Below are 16,226 nucleotides of genomic sequence, written 5' to 3'. Positions count from 1 at the left end.
TGACCAATTTCCCTCCATAAATGTCCTATTTTCGCCATTTACGTTTATTATAGCTAACAATTTGGCAATAAACGACATATCAAACAAATCTGAAGAAGTATGGGACATTCTGTTTTCCCGATTATTCGCCAACTTTGCAAAAAGTAAAAAAGGAAAGAACATGGAAAAAGAGAACATTATTACGGTGGATATAGAGGATTTTAAGGACAGTCAGCACGTCCTTGATTATATCGATGATGACTTTGCGATAGTCAACAGTCTGGAGGGGACTCCTTATAGTAATGATACAATCAAACTGAATTGTTTTCTCATCGCGGTTTGTATAGAAGGGTGCATCCAGTTAGACGTCAACTACCGGACCTATAAGTTGCAGGCGGGCGAGCTGCTGCTCGGTCTGCCCAACACGATTATCAGCCATACGATGCTTAGTCCTAAATATAAAGTCAGGCTTGCCGGATTCTCTACCCGTTTCCTGCAACGTATTATTAAAATGGAAAAGGAAACGTGGAATACTGCCATTCATATCCACAACAATCCGGTGAAGTCGGTTGACAACGGGGAGGATCAAACAGTCTTCGGATTCTACCGGGATTTAATTATAGCCAAGATAAACGATGAGCCTCATTGTTACCACAAAGAAGTGATACAACATCTCTTCTCCGCTATCTTTTGCGAAATGATGGGACAGCTTCATAAGGAAATGGAAGCCGCCGGCAACATGGAAGGTTCGAAAGAAGGCATCAAACAGGTGAATTATATTTTGCGGAAGTTCATGGAACTGTTATCGAAGGACAAGGGTATGCACCGTTCGGTGAGTTATTTTGCCAACGAGCTTTGCTACACTCCGAAGCATTTCTCGAAAGTCATCAAACAGGCGTGTGGCAGAACTCCGTTGGATTTGATTAACGAAACTACCGTGGAGCATATCAAATACCGATTAAAACGTTCGGAAAAGTCTATCAAGGAAATTGCCGAAGAGTTCAACTTCCCCAATCAGTCCTTTTTCGGGAAATACGTAAAAGCGCATTTGGGAACATCACCGGCCAATTATCGGAACAGAAAAGAAGAATGACAAAAAGAACAGATTCTTATGTTAGACAAATCTTTTTGGGGATCTTGTTCATCTTACTATAAAAAAAGAGTAATAATGTGCACATTATTACTCAATAACACTAAGATAGCTCCCGACTCTTGACTTATACATAAGTCTATATTGCTTTTTCAATTCTTTAGAGAGAAAAGAATGTTCAATCAGTTGATCAGTCAATTCATATATCTTACTATCTTTTTCGAGACAAGAGTTTACCAAACGCTCGGGTAGACCTATTTTTAAGCCAAAGTGATAAAAAGTCTTCCCAGTAACCGCCGATGCACCACCGAAATAATCCGGTTCAGGATTAACAAACAAACCTTTGCTCATGGCAAAGATACCATCGTTTATATGGAGATGAGTATTCAATAAATCGTAAGCAGGAGATAGGCGGAATCTTCCTTTCTTCTCTTCCAATAAAGAAAAGTTCTTTAAATGGGCATCGCCGTTAGAATAGACAAAGTTGAACAAGATAAGTTCAAAAAAACGCAATTTATCCACTTGGGGGACAGAGCTGTATTTATCTATAATTCCTGCAAACTCTTCATAGGCCAGATTGTCATATTTATAATCGGAACCTCCATTTTTCCTGGTAAGCCCGGCTAAAGAAGCAAAATCCTCCTTTTGTAACTTTCCTTTCTCCGACAAATCAAAACGTCGTACAAAATAAGCAGGGGTTCCGTCCTGAAAAAAGCATAATCCATTAGGAGCTGTCGGAATCCCATATACTTGCGCAGCTATCTGCATTGTCAAATGTTCGTTGGCAGGACAAAACTCCTTGTTACGGAGATTATTGGGAACAGGCTTTAATATGAATTCGCCCTGTTCTCCCTCTTTGGTCAATCGCAATATCCCGTCATCGGCAACTAAAGAATACTTAATCTGGACTCCAGAAACGGATATGCGTTTGCTATTGTTATTGAAGAGATCAATACCGACATTATCGTCAAAATGCCTGTAAGGTAATTCACAAGATATATTTTTCCCATCAGAAAGCTGCTTCAAGGCTTTGGGTGAATATCCGCTTTCTCCACCAGTCTCCCGTAAAAGTGAGGGACAAATATGAATATCAGTTTCCATTATCACATTTTTTTAATTGTTATTGCTCCGATTGTATCTGTATGGGCAGTAGCCAGAAGAATACCAAAATCATCCTCTTCATCAATATGCAGGTTTCTAGCTTGAATAATCCGATTATCCCCTTCAGATGTCATATTAAAAAAAACAGGGAAAAGATAGGAAGAGGTATATTCCTGCTGTGTCTTGGGCATGGTCAGTGAGACAGCTGGGAGTTGTGGATTATTATAATAGTCCGTATCATAACAGAATGAATAGTGTTCACGATCTATTTCTGTTAACAGACCAGCATAAATACCTTTTATATAGACTTTGGCAGATCGACTCATATGCGTGTCTATTATTGAATATGAATACTAAGTCCTAAAGTTTTCAGGACATTAAAAAGGACATCGAAGCGGGGATTACCACTTCCACGTTCCAAGCGGACCAAAGCGTTAATCCCTATTCCTGCAAGAGTTGCCAACGTAGCCTGATCCAAGCCCAACTCTTTACGCCTTTCGCGAATATGTTTTCCTATCTCTATTAAATCCATAATTCACCATATATAGTGACTTTCTCACAAAGATAGAATCTTTTTAGTAGAAAAACAAGCTAATTCACCATATACAGTGAATTTACGCATAAATAGCATAGTATAAAAGCATACTATCATGCTTTTCACCATATATGGTGATTTAAGAGAGATACATACTTATAGAGGAAAGACATTGATCGCTGAAAAAAGTGCCAACATGAAGAATTGTATATTTTATCTGTCCTGCTCTTCATCATTCGAGCCGTTTCCTTGCACTTCATGAAAAACGCCCTCCATTTAGAGTTACAGATTTCGCAAATAACACCAGATAGGTACTATTAGCAAACAAGTTGCAATAAAAGTAGCCATTCAAAAACACAAACAGCTATCATTTCACAAGAGATGCATCAGATTGCTATTTATAAATCAACAGTAGAAAAAGACAAAGTAGCTCAATACATCCTCTTCAAAAACCAAGTTTAGCTTCCTTTAAAAGAAACGAAGGGTTTGATTATAGCAAACGGACGGTTTGTTTAAACCAAACAGAGGGTTTGATTACGGCAAACAGAGCGTTTAATTACACCATATCGTGCATATTTCAAGGAAATAAATACAAAATAGAGAGAGATAATGTATATTCTTGCAATTGTTCATGCAGTTTATTTTCTGTTTGGCTCTTTTCTTTCTTTCCTTTTTTCGTGAATATCTTAAAAACAGAACAGATTCCCCGTTATATGAAAGTACCTTGTATCCGGAGACAGGCAGAAACTTTCATATAGCGGGGAATTCTATTTCATATTCTCAATGAAGAGAATCAACGAAGAGAATCAACGATTCTCGGCATCCTTCATACAACGCACGGAGAACGCATGGGAACGACCGGAGGAATGTGTCCAAGTCTTATCGGAAACTTTATAATACAGAGAAGTAGCTCCCTGATCCTTGTCATTTCCATAACTGCTTGCCGATGAGTTAGACCAATAGCAAGCGGCACCCTTACTGGCATCCAATCCTGTATTGTTGCCATTATTACCACCGTTGGAACCCCACTTACAACCTGCCAACGGCCAATAAGCATAGTTCGTACCGTCATAGCAATATTTAAATACCGCAGTTGCGCTCTGTTTCACAAATTCACCTTTCTGTTCTATCTCATCCAATACGCGAGGAGATACAACCCGGTAACCTTTCGGACAAGGATCATAAATAGATTTATGACCGTCAGAAGGATTGAGATAAGTGCTCGATTCATTCGGGTTACCCCAGAAGTCATCTTTACGATCAGTACGTGCACCGGTCCATGCGCCCAGATACCAGTCGGATTTTGTATTCTCTACATTATTGGTATAAAGCAATGCACGGGGATTTTCTATAGAGAATCGGACGTTGGTGGCTTCGGTAGGTATATTAGTACCCACGGTTCCCGACCAGCCGACCGGCGTAGGACGTCCCCATTGGAAGTAAACACCGTTTTGCTTCCAGTTGTCTCCTTCGCACGTCATATAAGTACCCAGATTACGATCCAACACTACATATCCCGTATTACCATAAGGGTGTTCTGCCGGAGTAGGGGTCATCCAGATAATAAAACTCCAGATGACGGTAGTCTGATCCGCTCCATAGATAGCCACCTGACCGCAACCGCCGTCATAGCCTCCACTTACTTTATAGGTGTTGATCGTAATATTGTAATCACTGCCAATAGGAGAGATGTCCGTAGTAGAGCCATTCACGGCAATCATCTTATGATTAACGTTCAAATCGCAACCCAGAATAGTTTTGGCATACTTGGGTTCTTCCACTTCCATAAAGTTACCACGTGCTTTCACACTCATCGTATTGCTCACGCCACTGGTAGAAATATTCGTCAACAGACAGTTGGACTCGCCATAAGCCCATCCTCCAGCCAGCAGACGTGTCTCTACCGGCTCGTACCATTCGCAGGAATTATCCGAAAGTTTCAGGTTGTTGACAGCAATCGTATTGACAGCATTGGCTTTCAGTTGCTTTCCTTCTTTGAGAATAGGAATTGTAACAGTCTGTTGGTCATTCTCCAGAGTGATGACAATGTACACTTCTTTGCCGCTCAAATCAGCAGGATACGTAGTCAGGTATATATCCTGTGCGGAAGCGAGCAGTTCGGGAGTAGTCAGTGAAACAGTGGCATACGGTTTCACATCCGTACCGTAGGTCAGTTCGTCCGTATCCAAATCTGCTATGAATACACCGGAAAGAGGAGTTTTTGTCTCCTTGTCATATAAAGAGACACTCTTGAGTTTGTACGTAGAAAGCTCCTGGGACGAGATGCTGAACTTCACATAAGCCATCGCATGGTTCAACGTAAATTTAGCAAGCATATCCGGACTGCTGACCGTAGCCTTGGCAAACGCAAAACCATACTTTCCAATATGATGGCTATCACCGGGACGGCTTTGTTCCTGCTCAACGGACAGGGTAGAAGTTATCTTGTTGCCATTTTCGGCCAGTTCCGTACTTGCCCGGTAAGGATAGTAAATAAGAAGTTCCGTAGCTCCTTCTTCCGCCATCTTCACGTCGTCCGAAGTAAAGACACCGGAGTTTTGTCCGATCGACTCATCACTCAATAAAGACTGCACATTATTGATGTCGGTCCCTGCCGTACGGGAGAAAACGCCCAAGGCATCCCCTTCGCTCCAGAGCACCGGATAAACGTCCCCAGTTTTGTCACCGATAGAAACACGCGTCTGCGGAGACGAGAGTCCAACCAACGTCAGACATGAACCTGCCGTTGCCGGTTCTTTGCCCTTATCGGACGAAATAAGTTCGTCCTGCGTGCAACTTGTCATCATGAGAATCATTGCACCTATTGCAAATAATCTATTTTTCATACCATTCATTCTTTTGAGTTACACCATTTTTACCATTCATTCTCTTCCAGATCACCGGCAGAACCGCCGTCACTCCATGCTCCTTCCGTTCCTGAAGCTTTCCAGGTCTGGAAAGCGGAACACACGGCACGCCCTTCGGCATTATAGGCGATGATCGCACTGATGTAATTCACTCCCGGACGCAATCCTTCGGTGATTTTGCGCGTATAGGGCAGAGATACGGGTTCTCCGTTCTCTTCTACGAATTTCACCAGCTTCACTTCAATGTTATAATCAAAACCGATATCGGCCACCGGATAGAATTCAATGACTTTCGCTCCGAACGTAGTACCTGTTTGCTGCTCGGAAGTAATCAGAGCCGTATTGTCCGCAATCTCCGAAACTGTCAGGTTCATAGTAGGAATGACACGCGGAGCCGAATCATCCTTGTCCGAACAGGAGGCACTTATCAGCAGTAGTACGAAGATAAATGCCATACTTATATGTAAGTTCTTCATAATCATATTGTATTAGTCTTATTTTTGTAAATTCTTATACCGCAGCAATGCTTCTAAAAAGTAATAATCGGCATACGTCAGGGGGACATCTACTTCGCTTTTATCAGGAAGTGCACCCACGCTGTGCTTCAGGATGAAACATTCGTTCGTACCCGGTTCTGCCAGATACTCTTTCGAGGCAAGCGTACGGAGTTGCTTTTCTGCCATGGCAAGATAAGATTCCTTGGCTTCCGTGCCGGGGATATAACGGCTTAGTTCGATAAAGGCGGAGGCCATGATAGCCGCAGCGGAAGCATCCCGATAGGTCTGCTCTTCTACCGGAGCGTCGAAATCCCAGTAGGGAATACCGTCAGCAGGTAGACGGCGGAGCAGCATATCGGCGATATGCCCGGCTTGCAACAGATAATTCTGATACCCCGTCAGGCGGAACATCATCGTATAGCTATACAAGGCCCATGCCTGTCCGCGACTCCAGGAGGAATCGTCCGAGAAGCCCTGCACTGTTTGCTTGCCGCGCACCGCACCCGTTTCAGGATCATAATCCACCAGATGATAGGTGGAATAATCATCCCGGAAGTGATGCTGGATAGTGGTATTGGCATGCGTACAGGCAATGTTCTGCAAAGAGTCGTCGGCGTAGGCTTTCGACATGGACAACAGCAATTCAAGGTTCATCATATTGTCAATAATCACCGGAAACTTCCAGTCGCAGCCTTTGCGTACAAAGTCCCAGCTACGGATCACACCGGCAGCAGGATTGAAGCGGGTTGACAAAGATTTGGCGCCCTGATAGAGCACTTGTTTATAAGCCTCATTACCTGTCAACCGGAAAGCATTACCGTAACTGCAGTTCAACTGGAAACCTACATCGTGATCTCTGGTCACGTATTGTATAGAGTCGAGTTTCAGCGTGTTCTTCTCGGCCAGTGTTTTCACTGCGTCCTTCCGGGTATATTCGTAGATATACCAGAGGGAACCGGGGTAGAAGCCGCTGCACCACCAATAGATATTCGAGGGAACAAACTCACCGTCGGCAGAGAGCGTGCGGGGAAGTGTCTTTTCTGTCAGGCGGGTGTCCATAGCCGTGTATTGTTGCTCTGCAACGGTAAATACACGGTCAATCAACGCCTCCATCGGCTCCTGCTTCGTGCAGGAGGCCAATGTCAAAAGTCCGAGTATAGATATTAATAGGATTCTCATACGTTCCATTCTTTTTATTTAGGGGACAGGGTTGTGGTAAATGTGGCGGTCTGATTGGCGGTGACCGTTGCTTCAAAGCCGACCATATAGGTGCCCGGATTAGCCTGATCATAAGAGTTCTCACTGGTGGTACTCCATTGCTTGTAGGTAGGCTTCACGCTTCCGCTGGCTGTGAGATACATCACTTTGCTTCCGTTCGTTAGTACGATGCGGTTACTTTCCACCGTCGGAACGGCAGGCGTCACCATGCACCAGCGTACTTTGGCGGATTTATCCGTTCTCGCCTTGATCTCATCCATAACCACTAAATCTTTATCATTCACGATTTTCACGGTACGGGTAGCGGACGCAGCCTGATCGGACACAACTTCTGTCAGATCGAAAGTGGCTCCCAATTCCGTAGCGGTATTGATAGTAGTAGTCAGCGTAGCCGCCCCATTTACCCGGTGACGGGCGTCATTAATTGAAATCGTGCTATGATTCAAGTTATTCAAACGGAATACATCCCAACGCATCGAGTTCTGTCCCATATCCCAAAGATTACCGCCTAAGCCGGCTAATACCGACTCGAGCGTTGTATAACTTTGCAGACCGAAATCCATCGACCAGCGCACTCCATACGCGTCGTATACAAACGAACCGGCATCCATGTGTCCGTGGCTCGAACCTGCCTTGCCGCCTTTGATTCCGAGGTATTTGTCCGTATCGGTGTATGTCCAGTCGGTATGTACCATCACCACGGGCGTTTCCCCTTTTCCACTCCATAGTTTATTGGAAGGAGCGGAGATTGCGTCCAGATTCAGATTATTGGCAAACGCCATAATCATCGGCAACAGGCGGTTTTCGGCACAAGAAGCGTATTCGCCGTTCTTCAGCATTTTCAGCTCATTATATAATAAGGACGGATTACTGTATTTATCGGCAAACCACCACGAAGCCAATGCCGCGGTAGAAGAGGGGGCACAGTCGGAATAATTAAAGAACTTGCTGTTCAAGCCTGTCATATACAGCATATACTCTGCCGTCTTGGAGAATCCCGGTGTATCGGAAAGCCCGTTATCCGTGCCGAGCGTACTGTTGAGGGCGGCAAGCATCAATACCTGATAGAGCGTGCCGTAACACCAGTAACCGCTGCCCTCCGGATAGTTGCCGTCGGGAGAATACATCACTTCCAATGCAGGTTTGTTGGATTCTAACGCCTTTTCAATCATGTCCTTTGCTTCGGAAGGATTGTTTTCATAGGAAGCCAGTGCCGCACAGACCAGTCCGCCATTGCAAACCTGGTTCCAGTTGTTGGTGGCTTCATAGAAGTTGAGATTCCAGTTCTTGTTCTGTGCCTGTTGGAAGGCAAACTTCAACAATGCGTTGGCCGCTTTTGTACGGGTGGCTGCGCTTAGTTCGTTGTAGAGCCAGTCGTAGCCGAACGCAACAGCCGTAGCCATTTCGCCTACATCGAGAAAGTGGCGTTTCGAGTTCCAGTCGGGAAAGTTGCAGACAGCGTTGATATCCGTTTCCGCTTTAGTCAGGTATTTGGCATCGCCGGTCATCCGGTAGGCATAAGCGCAGGTGAAAATACGCAGTAACGCATCGCGAGACACATCGAGGATACGTTTGTTGCTGGCATCCAATTTATAAGTCAGTGCCGTGGCGTTCATCCCTTTGCTGTTGCACACTCCCATAATGGCATTATGGAGCAAGGTCAGATTGACACTCGTATTTGCATCCACTTTGGCTTTCAATGCAGTGAAAGCCTCGGCATTCATCAACAGACGGGGATGGTTATCCGCAGTCAGTTTGGAATAATCCAGTCCGCCCTCCGGCTCCGTGGGATTCGGTTTCTCATGGGTAGATCCCGGACGGAATCTGTTCTCATCTTCATCGGAACAACTAACGGCTGTTCCCACAAAGAAAGCTATGATGATTGTTTTAAAAAGAATCGTTTTCATGGTTCAATGAATTTATTTGTATTACTACTTCAAAGGAATAAGTCGTACTTTCAGTTGCGCGGCACAATTGGCAGGAATCACCGTCTCAAAGCCCACGCGGATGGTTCCCGGATTGCGGAAATCATATTCATGCGGGGGCACGTTCGACCAGGTTTTCATTTCTACTTCCGTATCGGCATCTACCGTCAGCAGCATCCGTTGGCCGTCTTTGGTCAATTCCATCCGGTTCTTGCCCGTTATTTTGGCTTCCGCCGGAGTGACCATAATCCAGGATACGGTAGCTTCCTTGTCACCCGTCTCCAAGCGGTCGGTCACTTCCAGATGGTCTTTCTGATCCAATATCACGGTGCGGACGGCTTTCTTCACGCTGTTGGCAAACACACTCGACAGGTCTACTTCCGCCCCTTTCTGTTTCTTCGACTCGAAAGTACGGGTGATCGGGGCATTGCTCTCTACCAAATGGCGTTCTCCGTTAATCGTCAACGTATTGTGAGCGATATTGCTTAGCCGGAATACTTCCCAGCGTTGTCCGTTCTGCGACATATTCCACAGGTCCACTCCCTTACTTTCGAGTGTGATATAACTCTGCATCCCCAAGTCCATCGCCCAACGCACTCCGTCTCTCTCGAAGATAAACGACCCGGCATCCATATGTGCATGAGAGGTAGAGGGCGAACCTCCTTTCACTCCCAGATAGGTATCTTTCTTGCTGTCCCATCCGCCACGGTAGATAAACACAGGCGTATCTCCACGGTTAAACCAGAAGTTTTTCTTCGGCTTTCCGATCCGGTTCAGGTCGAGCTGTGAACAGAACACCAGCAGGCTGGGCAGTAAACGGTCTTCGGCAAACTGCATATCCGGGCGGTCGAGATACTGACGTTCAATCCACAACAGGGAAAGGTCTTTCGCCTTGCCTGCAAACCAGAACATCATCATATTACACTCTGCCTCTACCGGAGAGTCCGAGAAACAGAAACAGTCTCCGCTCGGAGCCGTCATATACTGCATGAAACGGGCAGATTCCATGAAGCCGGGGGCTTGGGAGAGCCCATTGTCTGTGCCGAAAGCACTTTCGAGCGCAGCAATGAGCATTACCTGAAAACTTGTCCCGTACCCCCAATATCCGAACCCTTCGGGATAACCTCCGTCGGGGCCATAACCTACCATCGCTTTCGGATTTGTCTCCATGCATTTCTCTATGATGCCTTTCGATACCTCCGGAATCTCTTCAAAAAGAGCCAGCGCGCCATACGCCAATCCACTATTACATACGGAATTCCAGTTATTCTTGGCTGTATAGAACCAGGCATGACGGGTGTTCTTTGCCGCGTCGAACCCTTTCGCGATGATTGCTTCGCGCACCACCCGGCGGGTGTCGGGCTGCAAAGAGTCATACAGCCAGTCATAACCGATAGCCAATGCCATTACCATCTCACCCACATCCAGGAAATGAGTAGGGTTCCAGTCGGTGAAATGACTAACGGCCAGCATCTCCTGTTCCGCACGGAGAGCGTATTTCTGATCTCCCGTCATACGGTAAGCGTAAGACAGGTAGTAGATACGCTTCAATGCGATGCGCGAAATCGCCAGCAGGCGTTTACCCTCTTTGATACGTTCCACAGGCTGTTCCGTAAGTGTCCGGTCGCAAAGTTCCATGATCCGCTGGTGAACAGTGGCCAACGGGGGATACTCCGCAATGGCTTTCCTGATGGCTTCTTCTCCTCCCTCCGGCAGTAACAACCGGGGATGAGGCGCTATCTTGCCATAATCAAACTGTTGCGCAACTACACCCGTGCAACCGGATACAAAAATGAGTAATAGTAAAAGTATTTTCTTCATCCTTATTCAAATCTTTATGATTAATACGCCCAACCGCTTCGTTTAGTCAGGTTCGGGTTCTTTTGCGTTTCAACGATAGGAGCAGTCCACGGCCACATATAATCGGTGTAATACCAGTTATACTCTACCATATCGCCCCACCAGGACTTGCCGCCATTCACGTCTTTTCCCTGGAATTTGGTTTCTTTGTAGGTTCCCCAACGTACTTCATCGAAGAAGTTGATTCCTTCCAGGCAGAATTCCACGCGACGTTCATAGCGTATCCTTTCGAGCATGTCTTCTTTTCCGTTCACTGCGCACGGACCGCTTCCGCCCTCTGTCAGTGCGGGCATGTGGGCACGGGTACGTACTTTATTCACCAAACGGATGGCTTCTCCCAACTGATCGGTCTGCGCCAATGCTTCGGCATACTGCAACAGTACATCGGTATAGCGAATCAACGGCCAGTCGGTATGGCAACGGCTCCGGCTAATCAAACGGCCTTTCTCAAACTCATTGTACTTGCGATAGCAGTAGAAAGCAGAAGTACGTTTATCGAGCCAGAAGTCTCCGCCATTCGTTCCCTGTTCCTTCAACGGCCAACGGAGTTGTTTACCGATCTGGTTGGCATCTCCTGCATAATTAGGCTTGTAGCAGTCCACCGGCACATAAGGAGTGACGACGGTCTGTTGCAGACGCGGGTCACGGTTGTCATACGCCTTTTTGATACGGGCTTCATTACCACTGTTGAGGTAATATTTCTGATAGATATCTTCGCCTACCCGTTTGATAAGGGCATTTTTTTGTGAGGACATGGATTCCAATCCGTCACGGCAGAAAAAGATTTCACGTTGTTGCGGAGTCAGTAAGTCCCAATCTTCCAAGCCGTCTACTTCCGACCATTTGAAGTCCGATCCGTCCGCGTTCTTATAGTAGTCCACAAAGTCTGCGGAAGGTTTTATTTCCGTCCAGCCATCATACGTATCGCGGGCACCGGTCATTTGCTGAATGTTATCACAATAACCGGTTTCTTCGCTGAACTGGAGCGAGAAGATCATTTCTTTATCCTTTTCGTTTTCATATTTGAAGAAGTCGGCATATTCGCCTGTCCACAAGCCATAACCGCACGCTTCCACTTCTTTGAAATCGTTGCCTGCTTCCTTGTATTGCTTCTTCCACATATATACCATACCACGCAGGGCATAAGCGGCTCCTTTAGAGGGACGGCCGTAGTTTTCATTCAGCGTGTTATTGGGGAAGTCGGGATTGTTGATGCAATACGTCAAATCATCCAGAATCACTTGCCATACCTCATCCACCGAAGATTGGCCACGGGTACAGTCTTCGTTATTGATAGGTTCCAGATAAACGGGGACACCTTGATAAAGCATATTCAGACGATTGTACGCCCAAGCACGAAGGAAACGGGCTTCGCATTGGTAACGCGCCAGTTTATTAGCGCTCATATCCGCTTTATGCAGATTGGAAATCGCATCGTTACACGCATGGATAATGGTGTAACAGAACTTCCATTCATACCACACCTGAAAGTCATTGGCAGGCTTGGTAGCCAGCGAAAGCAGTTCCACCGGATAGTTGTTGGAATAATAATCGGTTGCAAAGCTCATAGCTTCGATTCCCTGACGGTTCAGTCCGTCGGCACGACGAAGCTGGGTGGAGGAGAGTTGGGTGGCATAGAACGGGAAGTAGAGTCCTGCCATTCCCTTGTCGGCAAGCTCCTCCGTGGTCCACATGTTTTCACTTGCTATTTGGTCTTCCGGAGCCACATCGAGAATATCCATGCAGGAGGTAGCCGCCAGCGCCATCGTTAAAATCATTAATATCTTTTTCATATCAGATTCTGTTTTTTAGTTCTACATCATTAAAAGGTAATCTGTCCGCCAAAAGAGATCTGACGCATCAACGGATAACCGATTTCTGTTCCTATCTCCGGATCGAGTCCCGGATAGCTGGTAATCGTCAGGATATTGTCCATCGACACGAAAGCACGGAGCTTGCTAACAAAGAACTTGCTGGAAATCCGTTGCGGCAACGTATAGCCGATCTGGATATTCTTCAATTTGAAATAGTCGGCCTTATATTCGTTCCAGTCGCTCTGGATTCTGTTATTATAGGTAGTACCGTATGTCAGACGGGGATATTTGCCCGACTGGTTGGTGCGCGGATCGTCCGGATTGGAAGGATCGAAGAAGTAATGGTTATCGGCGATATGCTCGATAATGCCATATCCATGGCTGACCAGTGTCGAGTTGTAGTAATCAGTATTCCAGTTGAGGTAATGCCCGAAAGCTCCCGACCATAACATGGAGAAATCAATGTTCTTGTAAGAGAAGGCACAGTTGAAACCCAGGTTGAATTTGGGGACACTGGTGTGTCCGGAGAAATCCCGGTCGTTGGTATCGCCGTAGTTCATATCACCGTTGCTGTCGGCATAGAGTATGTCACCATACCAAAGCTGGTCTTTGGCAACCGTCTTCATTCCTCCGAACGAATAACCGGAGTCAATCATAGCCTGCACCCATACCATATCTTCTTTCGTACGTATCATTCCGTCCTTCGGTCCCGCATGGATATCCACCGCACCTCCGGTATAGCCTTCGCCGGAACCTCTGTACACCTTATACATATAGGTTTCCCCCAGTTGGCGGCCTTCACAGATATAACCTCCGAAACCGGATTCAGACACATCACTGAAGTTATTGACATAGCTCACTTTGTTTCCCTGCGCATCATACGTCCAGTATTTCTGGAGTTCGCCTTTGAACTTCATTACTTTGTTGGCGTTGAAAGAGAAGTTCATACCCACCCGGTATTCGAAATCTTTTCCGATGCGGTCGTTCCAGTTGAGGGTAAATTCAACACCACGGTTGCGCACTTCACCCAGATTCTCGGGAGCAGAGCCTACGACACCCATCGAAAGATAGAGTTCGGGATGGTAGAGAATGTCCGAAGTATACTTATTATAATAGTCTATCTCACCCGTCAGGCGGTTGTTGAAGAAGCCGAAATCAAGTCCGATGTCGGTGGTGGCGGTACTTTCCCAATGCAGCTTGTCGTTGCTTAGTTTCTTGCGTACCAGTCCTTTGGTTCCTTCACCGTCGATTACGACATTGCCTGTGGCGTAGTTTGCCTGCCAGTCGTAGTTGCCCGTAGAGTTGTTACCTGTCTTTCCCCAAGAAACACGGAGTTTCAGGTTAGAGAGATAGTCCGATGCGCCTTGCATGAATGATTCTTCCGAGATACGCCATCCGCCGGAGAACGAGGGGAAATATCCCCAACGCTGGTTCACACCGAAACGGGAGGAGGCATCGGCACGAAGGTTGGCTTCGAAGAGATAACGTCCTTTATATCCGTAGTTGACACGGCCGAAATAAGAGAGCAATCCCCATTTGGCGGGTGCCGAGCTGGAAGAGCTGACGAGCGTCTCGTAAGTGCTTAATTCGTTCAGCGTCCAGTCCGTAGCGCCTTTACGGGAAACGGCAAAGCTCTTGCTGTAATATTCCTGTGCGGAATATCCGAGCAGTGCGCCCAGGTCGTGGTCTTTCTTGATAGTTGTATTGTAGCGTACCAGTATTTCGGCACTCTGACGCCAGGTGCGTGCACTCGTATTGGTGATGGAAGCGTTCTCCAACGCGCTTTCACTGACGCGCTGGTCGGTGACGTAGTCCCAATAACCATTTTGGCGGCTATAAGAAGACTTGTCGGTGAATGTCGGCGAATAGTTGAATGTACCTTCAATGTTGAGCCCTTTATAGGGAGTGATAATTCCGTAGACTGATGCGTTGAGACGCCAGACGGTATTGAAACCGGTGGCTCCTGCCATCTGACCGAAGATATTATTGGCATTGGAAGATTCTTCGCTGGCCAGTGCGGCACGTCCCCAGTAGTTCGGTTCGCCGGGGTATACACCCGGAGTGGTCTGATAGAGATACTTGAATCCGTTGCTGATATTAGCCATCCCGTAATCTTGCTTTTGTCCGTAGAGACGGGTGCCGACGGTCATCCATTTCACTATCTTGGCTTCCAGGTTGGTACGGAAATTGATTTTCTGCGTACTTGAGTCGAGGTTCCAGCGGTTCATGACTCCCTGATTGTCAAGATAGCCCAAAGAAAGCATGTATTTCACTTTCTCCGAACTGCCGGAGACAGACAGATTGTGCTCTTGCGAATATCCGGTGTCGAATACTTCGTCGAACCAATCGGTGTTGGGATAAGCTACGTAATTGGGTACTCCGTACTCGTTCAACCCGTTCGGATCGGCAGAAGCAGCCCTCCAGCGGTCGATGCTTTCCTGCGAGAAGATACCTTTGGTATTCACATTGTCGCAAGCCTCGTTCACCAGTCCCATATAGCGGGCATAGTCGCTCACGAAAGAGAGGTTATTGTAAGGCATCTGCACAACTCCCGAATAAGAATAGGAGATTTGCGGTTTGCCTTTCCCGCTTTTGGTGGTGATAAGGATGACTCCGTTGGCGGCACGCGTACCGTAAATAGCTGTGGAGGCAGCGTCTTTCAGTACGGAGATGCTTTCGATGTCGTTGGGATTCACATTATCCATGCTCCATTCGATACCGTCCACCAGGACTAATGGGGAGTTGGTATTGAACGTACCGTTACCGCGGACGCGGATGGTGGCACCGTCCGAGCCGGGTTGTCCCGAAGCTTGTGTGACGTTCATACCGGCGGCGAGTCCCGAAAGGGCGGAAGAAACACTCATGATGGGTCGTCCTTCCGTCTGGTCGGCAAAGTTGATGGAAGTCACGGAGCCGGTCAGGTTCACTTTCTTCTGTACACCGTAGCCCACTACCACTACTTCATCCAGCACTTTCGTTTCCACTTTCATCTGTACATCGAGTTTCGTACGCCCGTTCAGGGGAAGCGTGGTGGTCTGATAACCAATGTAACTGAAAGAAACGGAAGGTTTGGCAGAAGTTGTTTTTAAGGTATAGTGTCCGTTCAGGTCTGTCAGGACACCGTTTGTTGTACCTACTTCGACGACGGAAACACCCGGCAGGGTTTCTCCATTCTCATCGATCACTACTCCATTTACCGTGGCAGATGTTTGTGCCCACACCACATCTGTCAGTAAAAAGAGCGAAGCCAATAAAAATAATAGATAATGCTTCTTTTTCATTTTATTAGATTTAATGAAACAATTAGGTTGTTAAATACTCACCCTGCAAAGAAATGGGA

At 46.6% G+C, this 16,226-nt stretch carries 11 protein-coding genes; 1 reads left to right on the top strand and 10 read right to left on the bottom strand.

The genetic code is table 11. The features are described 5' to 3' along the window. Window positions 1–160: 160 nt before the first annotated feature. Window positions 161–1,072 (top strand): helix-turn-helix domain-containing protein, encoded by a 912-nt coding sequence (locus tag BSCG_RS19605; protein ID WP_008775370.1) that lies wholly within the window; start codon window positions 161–163, stop codon window positions 1,070–1,072. A gap of 87 nt (window positions 1,073–1,159) precedes the next feature. Here BSCG_RS19605 and BSCG_RS19610 read toward each other — a convergent pair whose 3' ends face one another. The 10 genes from BSCG_RS19610 to BSCG_RS19655 form a co-directional block, all read right to left on the bottom strand. Further along, window positions 1,160–2,170 (bottom strand): type II toxin-antitoxin system HipA family toxin, encoded by a 1,011-nt coding sequence (locus tag BSCG_RS19610; protein ID WP_008775369.1) that lies wholly within the window; start codon window positions 2,168–2,170, stop codon window positions 1,160–1,162. 2 nt (window positions 2,171–2,172) lie between these two features. After that, window positions 2,173–2,496, bottom strand: a complete 324-nt coding sequence (locus BSCG_RS19615; RefSeq protein ID WP_004308471.1) for a HipA N-terminal domain-containing protein — start codon at window positions 2,494–2,496, stop codon at window positions 2,173–2,175. An 11-nt stretch (window positions 2,497–2,507) separates the two neighbouring features. After that, a complete protein-coding gene (locus tag BSCG_RS19620) occupies window positions 2,508–2,702 on the bottom strand; it encodes a helix-turn-helix domain-containing protein (RefSeq protein ID WP_004298788.1) in 195 nt (64 codons plus the stop codon). A gap of 809 nt (window positions 2,703–3,511) precedes the next feature. Beyond that, window positions 3,512–5,551 carry a fimbrillin family protein gene (locus BSCG_RS19625; RefSeq protein WP_032849411.1) on the bottom strand — a complete coding sequence of 680 codons (2,040 nt, stop codon included), beginning with the start codon at window positions 5,549–5,551 and terminating at the stop codon, window positions 3,512–3,514. A gap of 29 nt (window positions 5,552–5,580) precedes the next feature. Beyond that, window positions 5,581–6,054, bottom strand: coding sequence for a hypothetical protein (locus BSCG_RS19630; RefSeq protein WP_008775366.1), 474 nt, complete (start codon window positions 6,052–6,054; stop codon window positions 5,581–5,583). Window positions 6,055–6,066: 12 nt separating this feature from the next. Continuing rightward, window positions 6,067–7,248, bottom strand: coding sequence for a glycoside hydrolase family 88 protein (locus tag BSCG_RS19635; protein WP_004322632.1), 1,182 nt, complete (start codon window positions 7,246–7,248; stop codon window positions 6,067–6,069). 14 nt (window positions 7,249–7,262) lie between these two features. Next, on the bottom strand, window positions 7,263–9,194 hold the full coding sequence (locus BSCG_RS19640) for a heparinase II/III family protein (RefSeq protein ID WP_008775364.1): 1,932 nt from the start codon (window positions 9,192–9,194) through the stop codon (window positions 7,263–7,265). 24 nt (window positions 9,195–9,218) lie between these two features. After that, window positions 9,219–11,033, bottom strand: a complete 1,815-nt coding sequence (locus tag BSCG_RS19645; RefSeq protein WP_008775363.1) for a heparinase II/III family protein — start codon at window positions 11,031–11,033, stop codon at window positions 9,219–9,221. 20 nt (window positions 11,034–11,053) lie between these two features. Then, a complete protein-coding gene (locus BSCG_RS19650; protein ID WP_008775362.1) occupies window positions 11,054–12,865 on the bottom strand; it encodes a RagB/SusD family nutrient uptake outer membrane protein in 1,812 nt (603 codons plus the stop codon). A 29-nt stretch (window positions 12,866–12,894) separates the two neighbouring features. Beyond that, the gene (locus tag BSCG_RS19655) at window positions 12,895–16,167 is read right to left on the bottom strand and encodes a SusC/RagA family TonB-linked outer membrane protein (RefSeq protein ID WP_008775361.1); all 3,273 of its coding nucleotides are present in this window, start codon (window positions 16,165–16,167) and stop codon (window positions 12,895–12,897) included. Window positions 16,168–16,226: the final 59 nt, after the last annotated feature.

Source organism: Bacteroides sp. 2_2_4 (assembly GCF_000157055.1).
Lineage (GTDB): Bacteria > Bacteroidota > Bacteroidia > Bacteroidales > Bacteroidaceae > Bacteroides > Bacteroides ovatus.
Note: the sequence above shows the minus strand (reverse complement) of the source record. Positions and strands in the feature narration are given on the sequence as shown.

Bases quoted from the DNA above. Each gene is read 5' to 3' on its own strand.
- BSCG_RS19605 (WP_008775370.1), top strand. From the start codon at position 161: ATGGAAAAAGAGAACATTATTACGGTGGATATAGAGGATTTTAAGGAC.
- BSCG_RS19610 (WP_008775369.1), bottom strand. From the start codon at position 2,170: ATGGAAACTGATATTCATATTTGTCCCTCACTTTTACGGGAGACTGGT.
- BSCG_RS19615 (WP_004308471.1), bottom strand. From the start codon at position 2,496: ATGAGTCGATCTGCCAAAGTCTATATAAAAGGTATTTATGCTGGTCTG.
- BSCG_RS19620 (WP_004298788.1), bottom strand. From the start codon at position 2,702: ATGGATTTAATAGAGATAGGAAAACATATTCGCGAAAGGCGTAAAGAG.
- BSCG_RS19625 (WP_032849411.1), bottom strand. From the start codon at position 5,551: ATGAAAAATAGATTATTTGCAATAGGTGCAATGATTCTCATGATGACA.
- BSCG_RS19630 (WP_008775366.1), bottom strand. From the start codon at position 6,054: ATGATTATGAAGAACTTACATATAAGTATGGCATTTATCTTCGTACTA.
- BSCG_RS19635 (WP_004322632.1), bottom strand. From the start codon at position 7,248: ATGAGAATCCTATTAATATCTATACTCGGACTTTTGACATTGGCCTCC.
- BSCG_RS19640 (WP_008775364.1), bottom strand. From the start codon at position 9,194: ATGAAAACGATTCTTTTTAAAACAATCATCATAGCTTTCTTTGTGGGA.
- BSCG_RS19645 (WP_008775363.1), bottom strand. From the start codon at position 11,033: ATGAAGAAAATACTTTTACTATTACTCATTTTTGTATCCGGTTGCACG.
- BSCG_RS19650 (WP_008775362.1), bottom strand. From the start codon at position 12,865: ATGAAAAAGATATTAATGATTTTAACGATGGCGCTGGCGGCTACCTCC.
- BSCG_RS19655 (WP_008775361.1), bottom strand. From the start codon at position 16,167: ATGAAAAAGAAGCATTATCTATTATTTTTATTGGCTTCGCTCTTTTTA.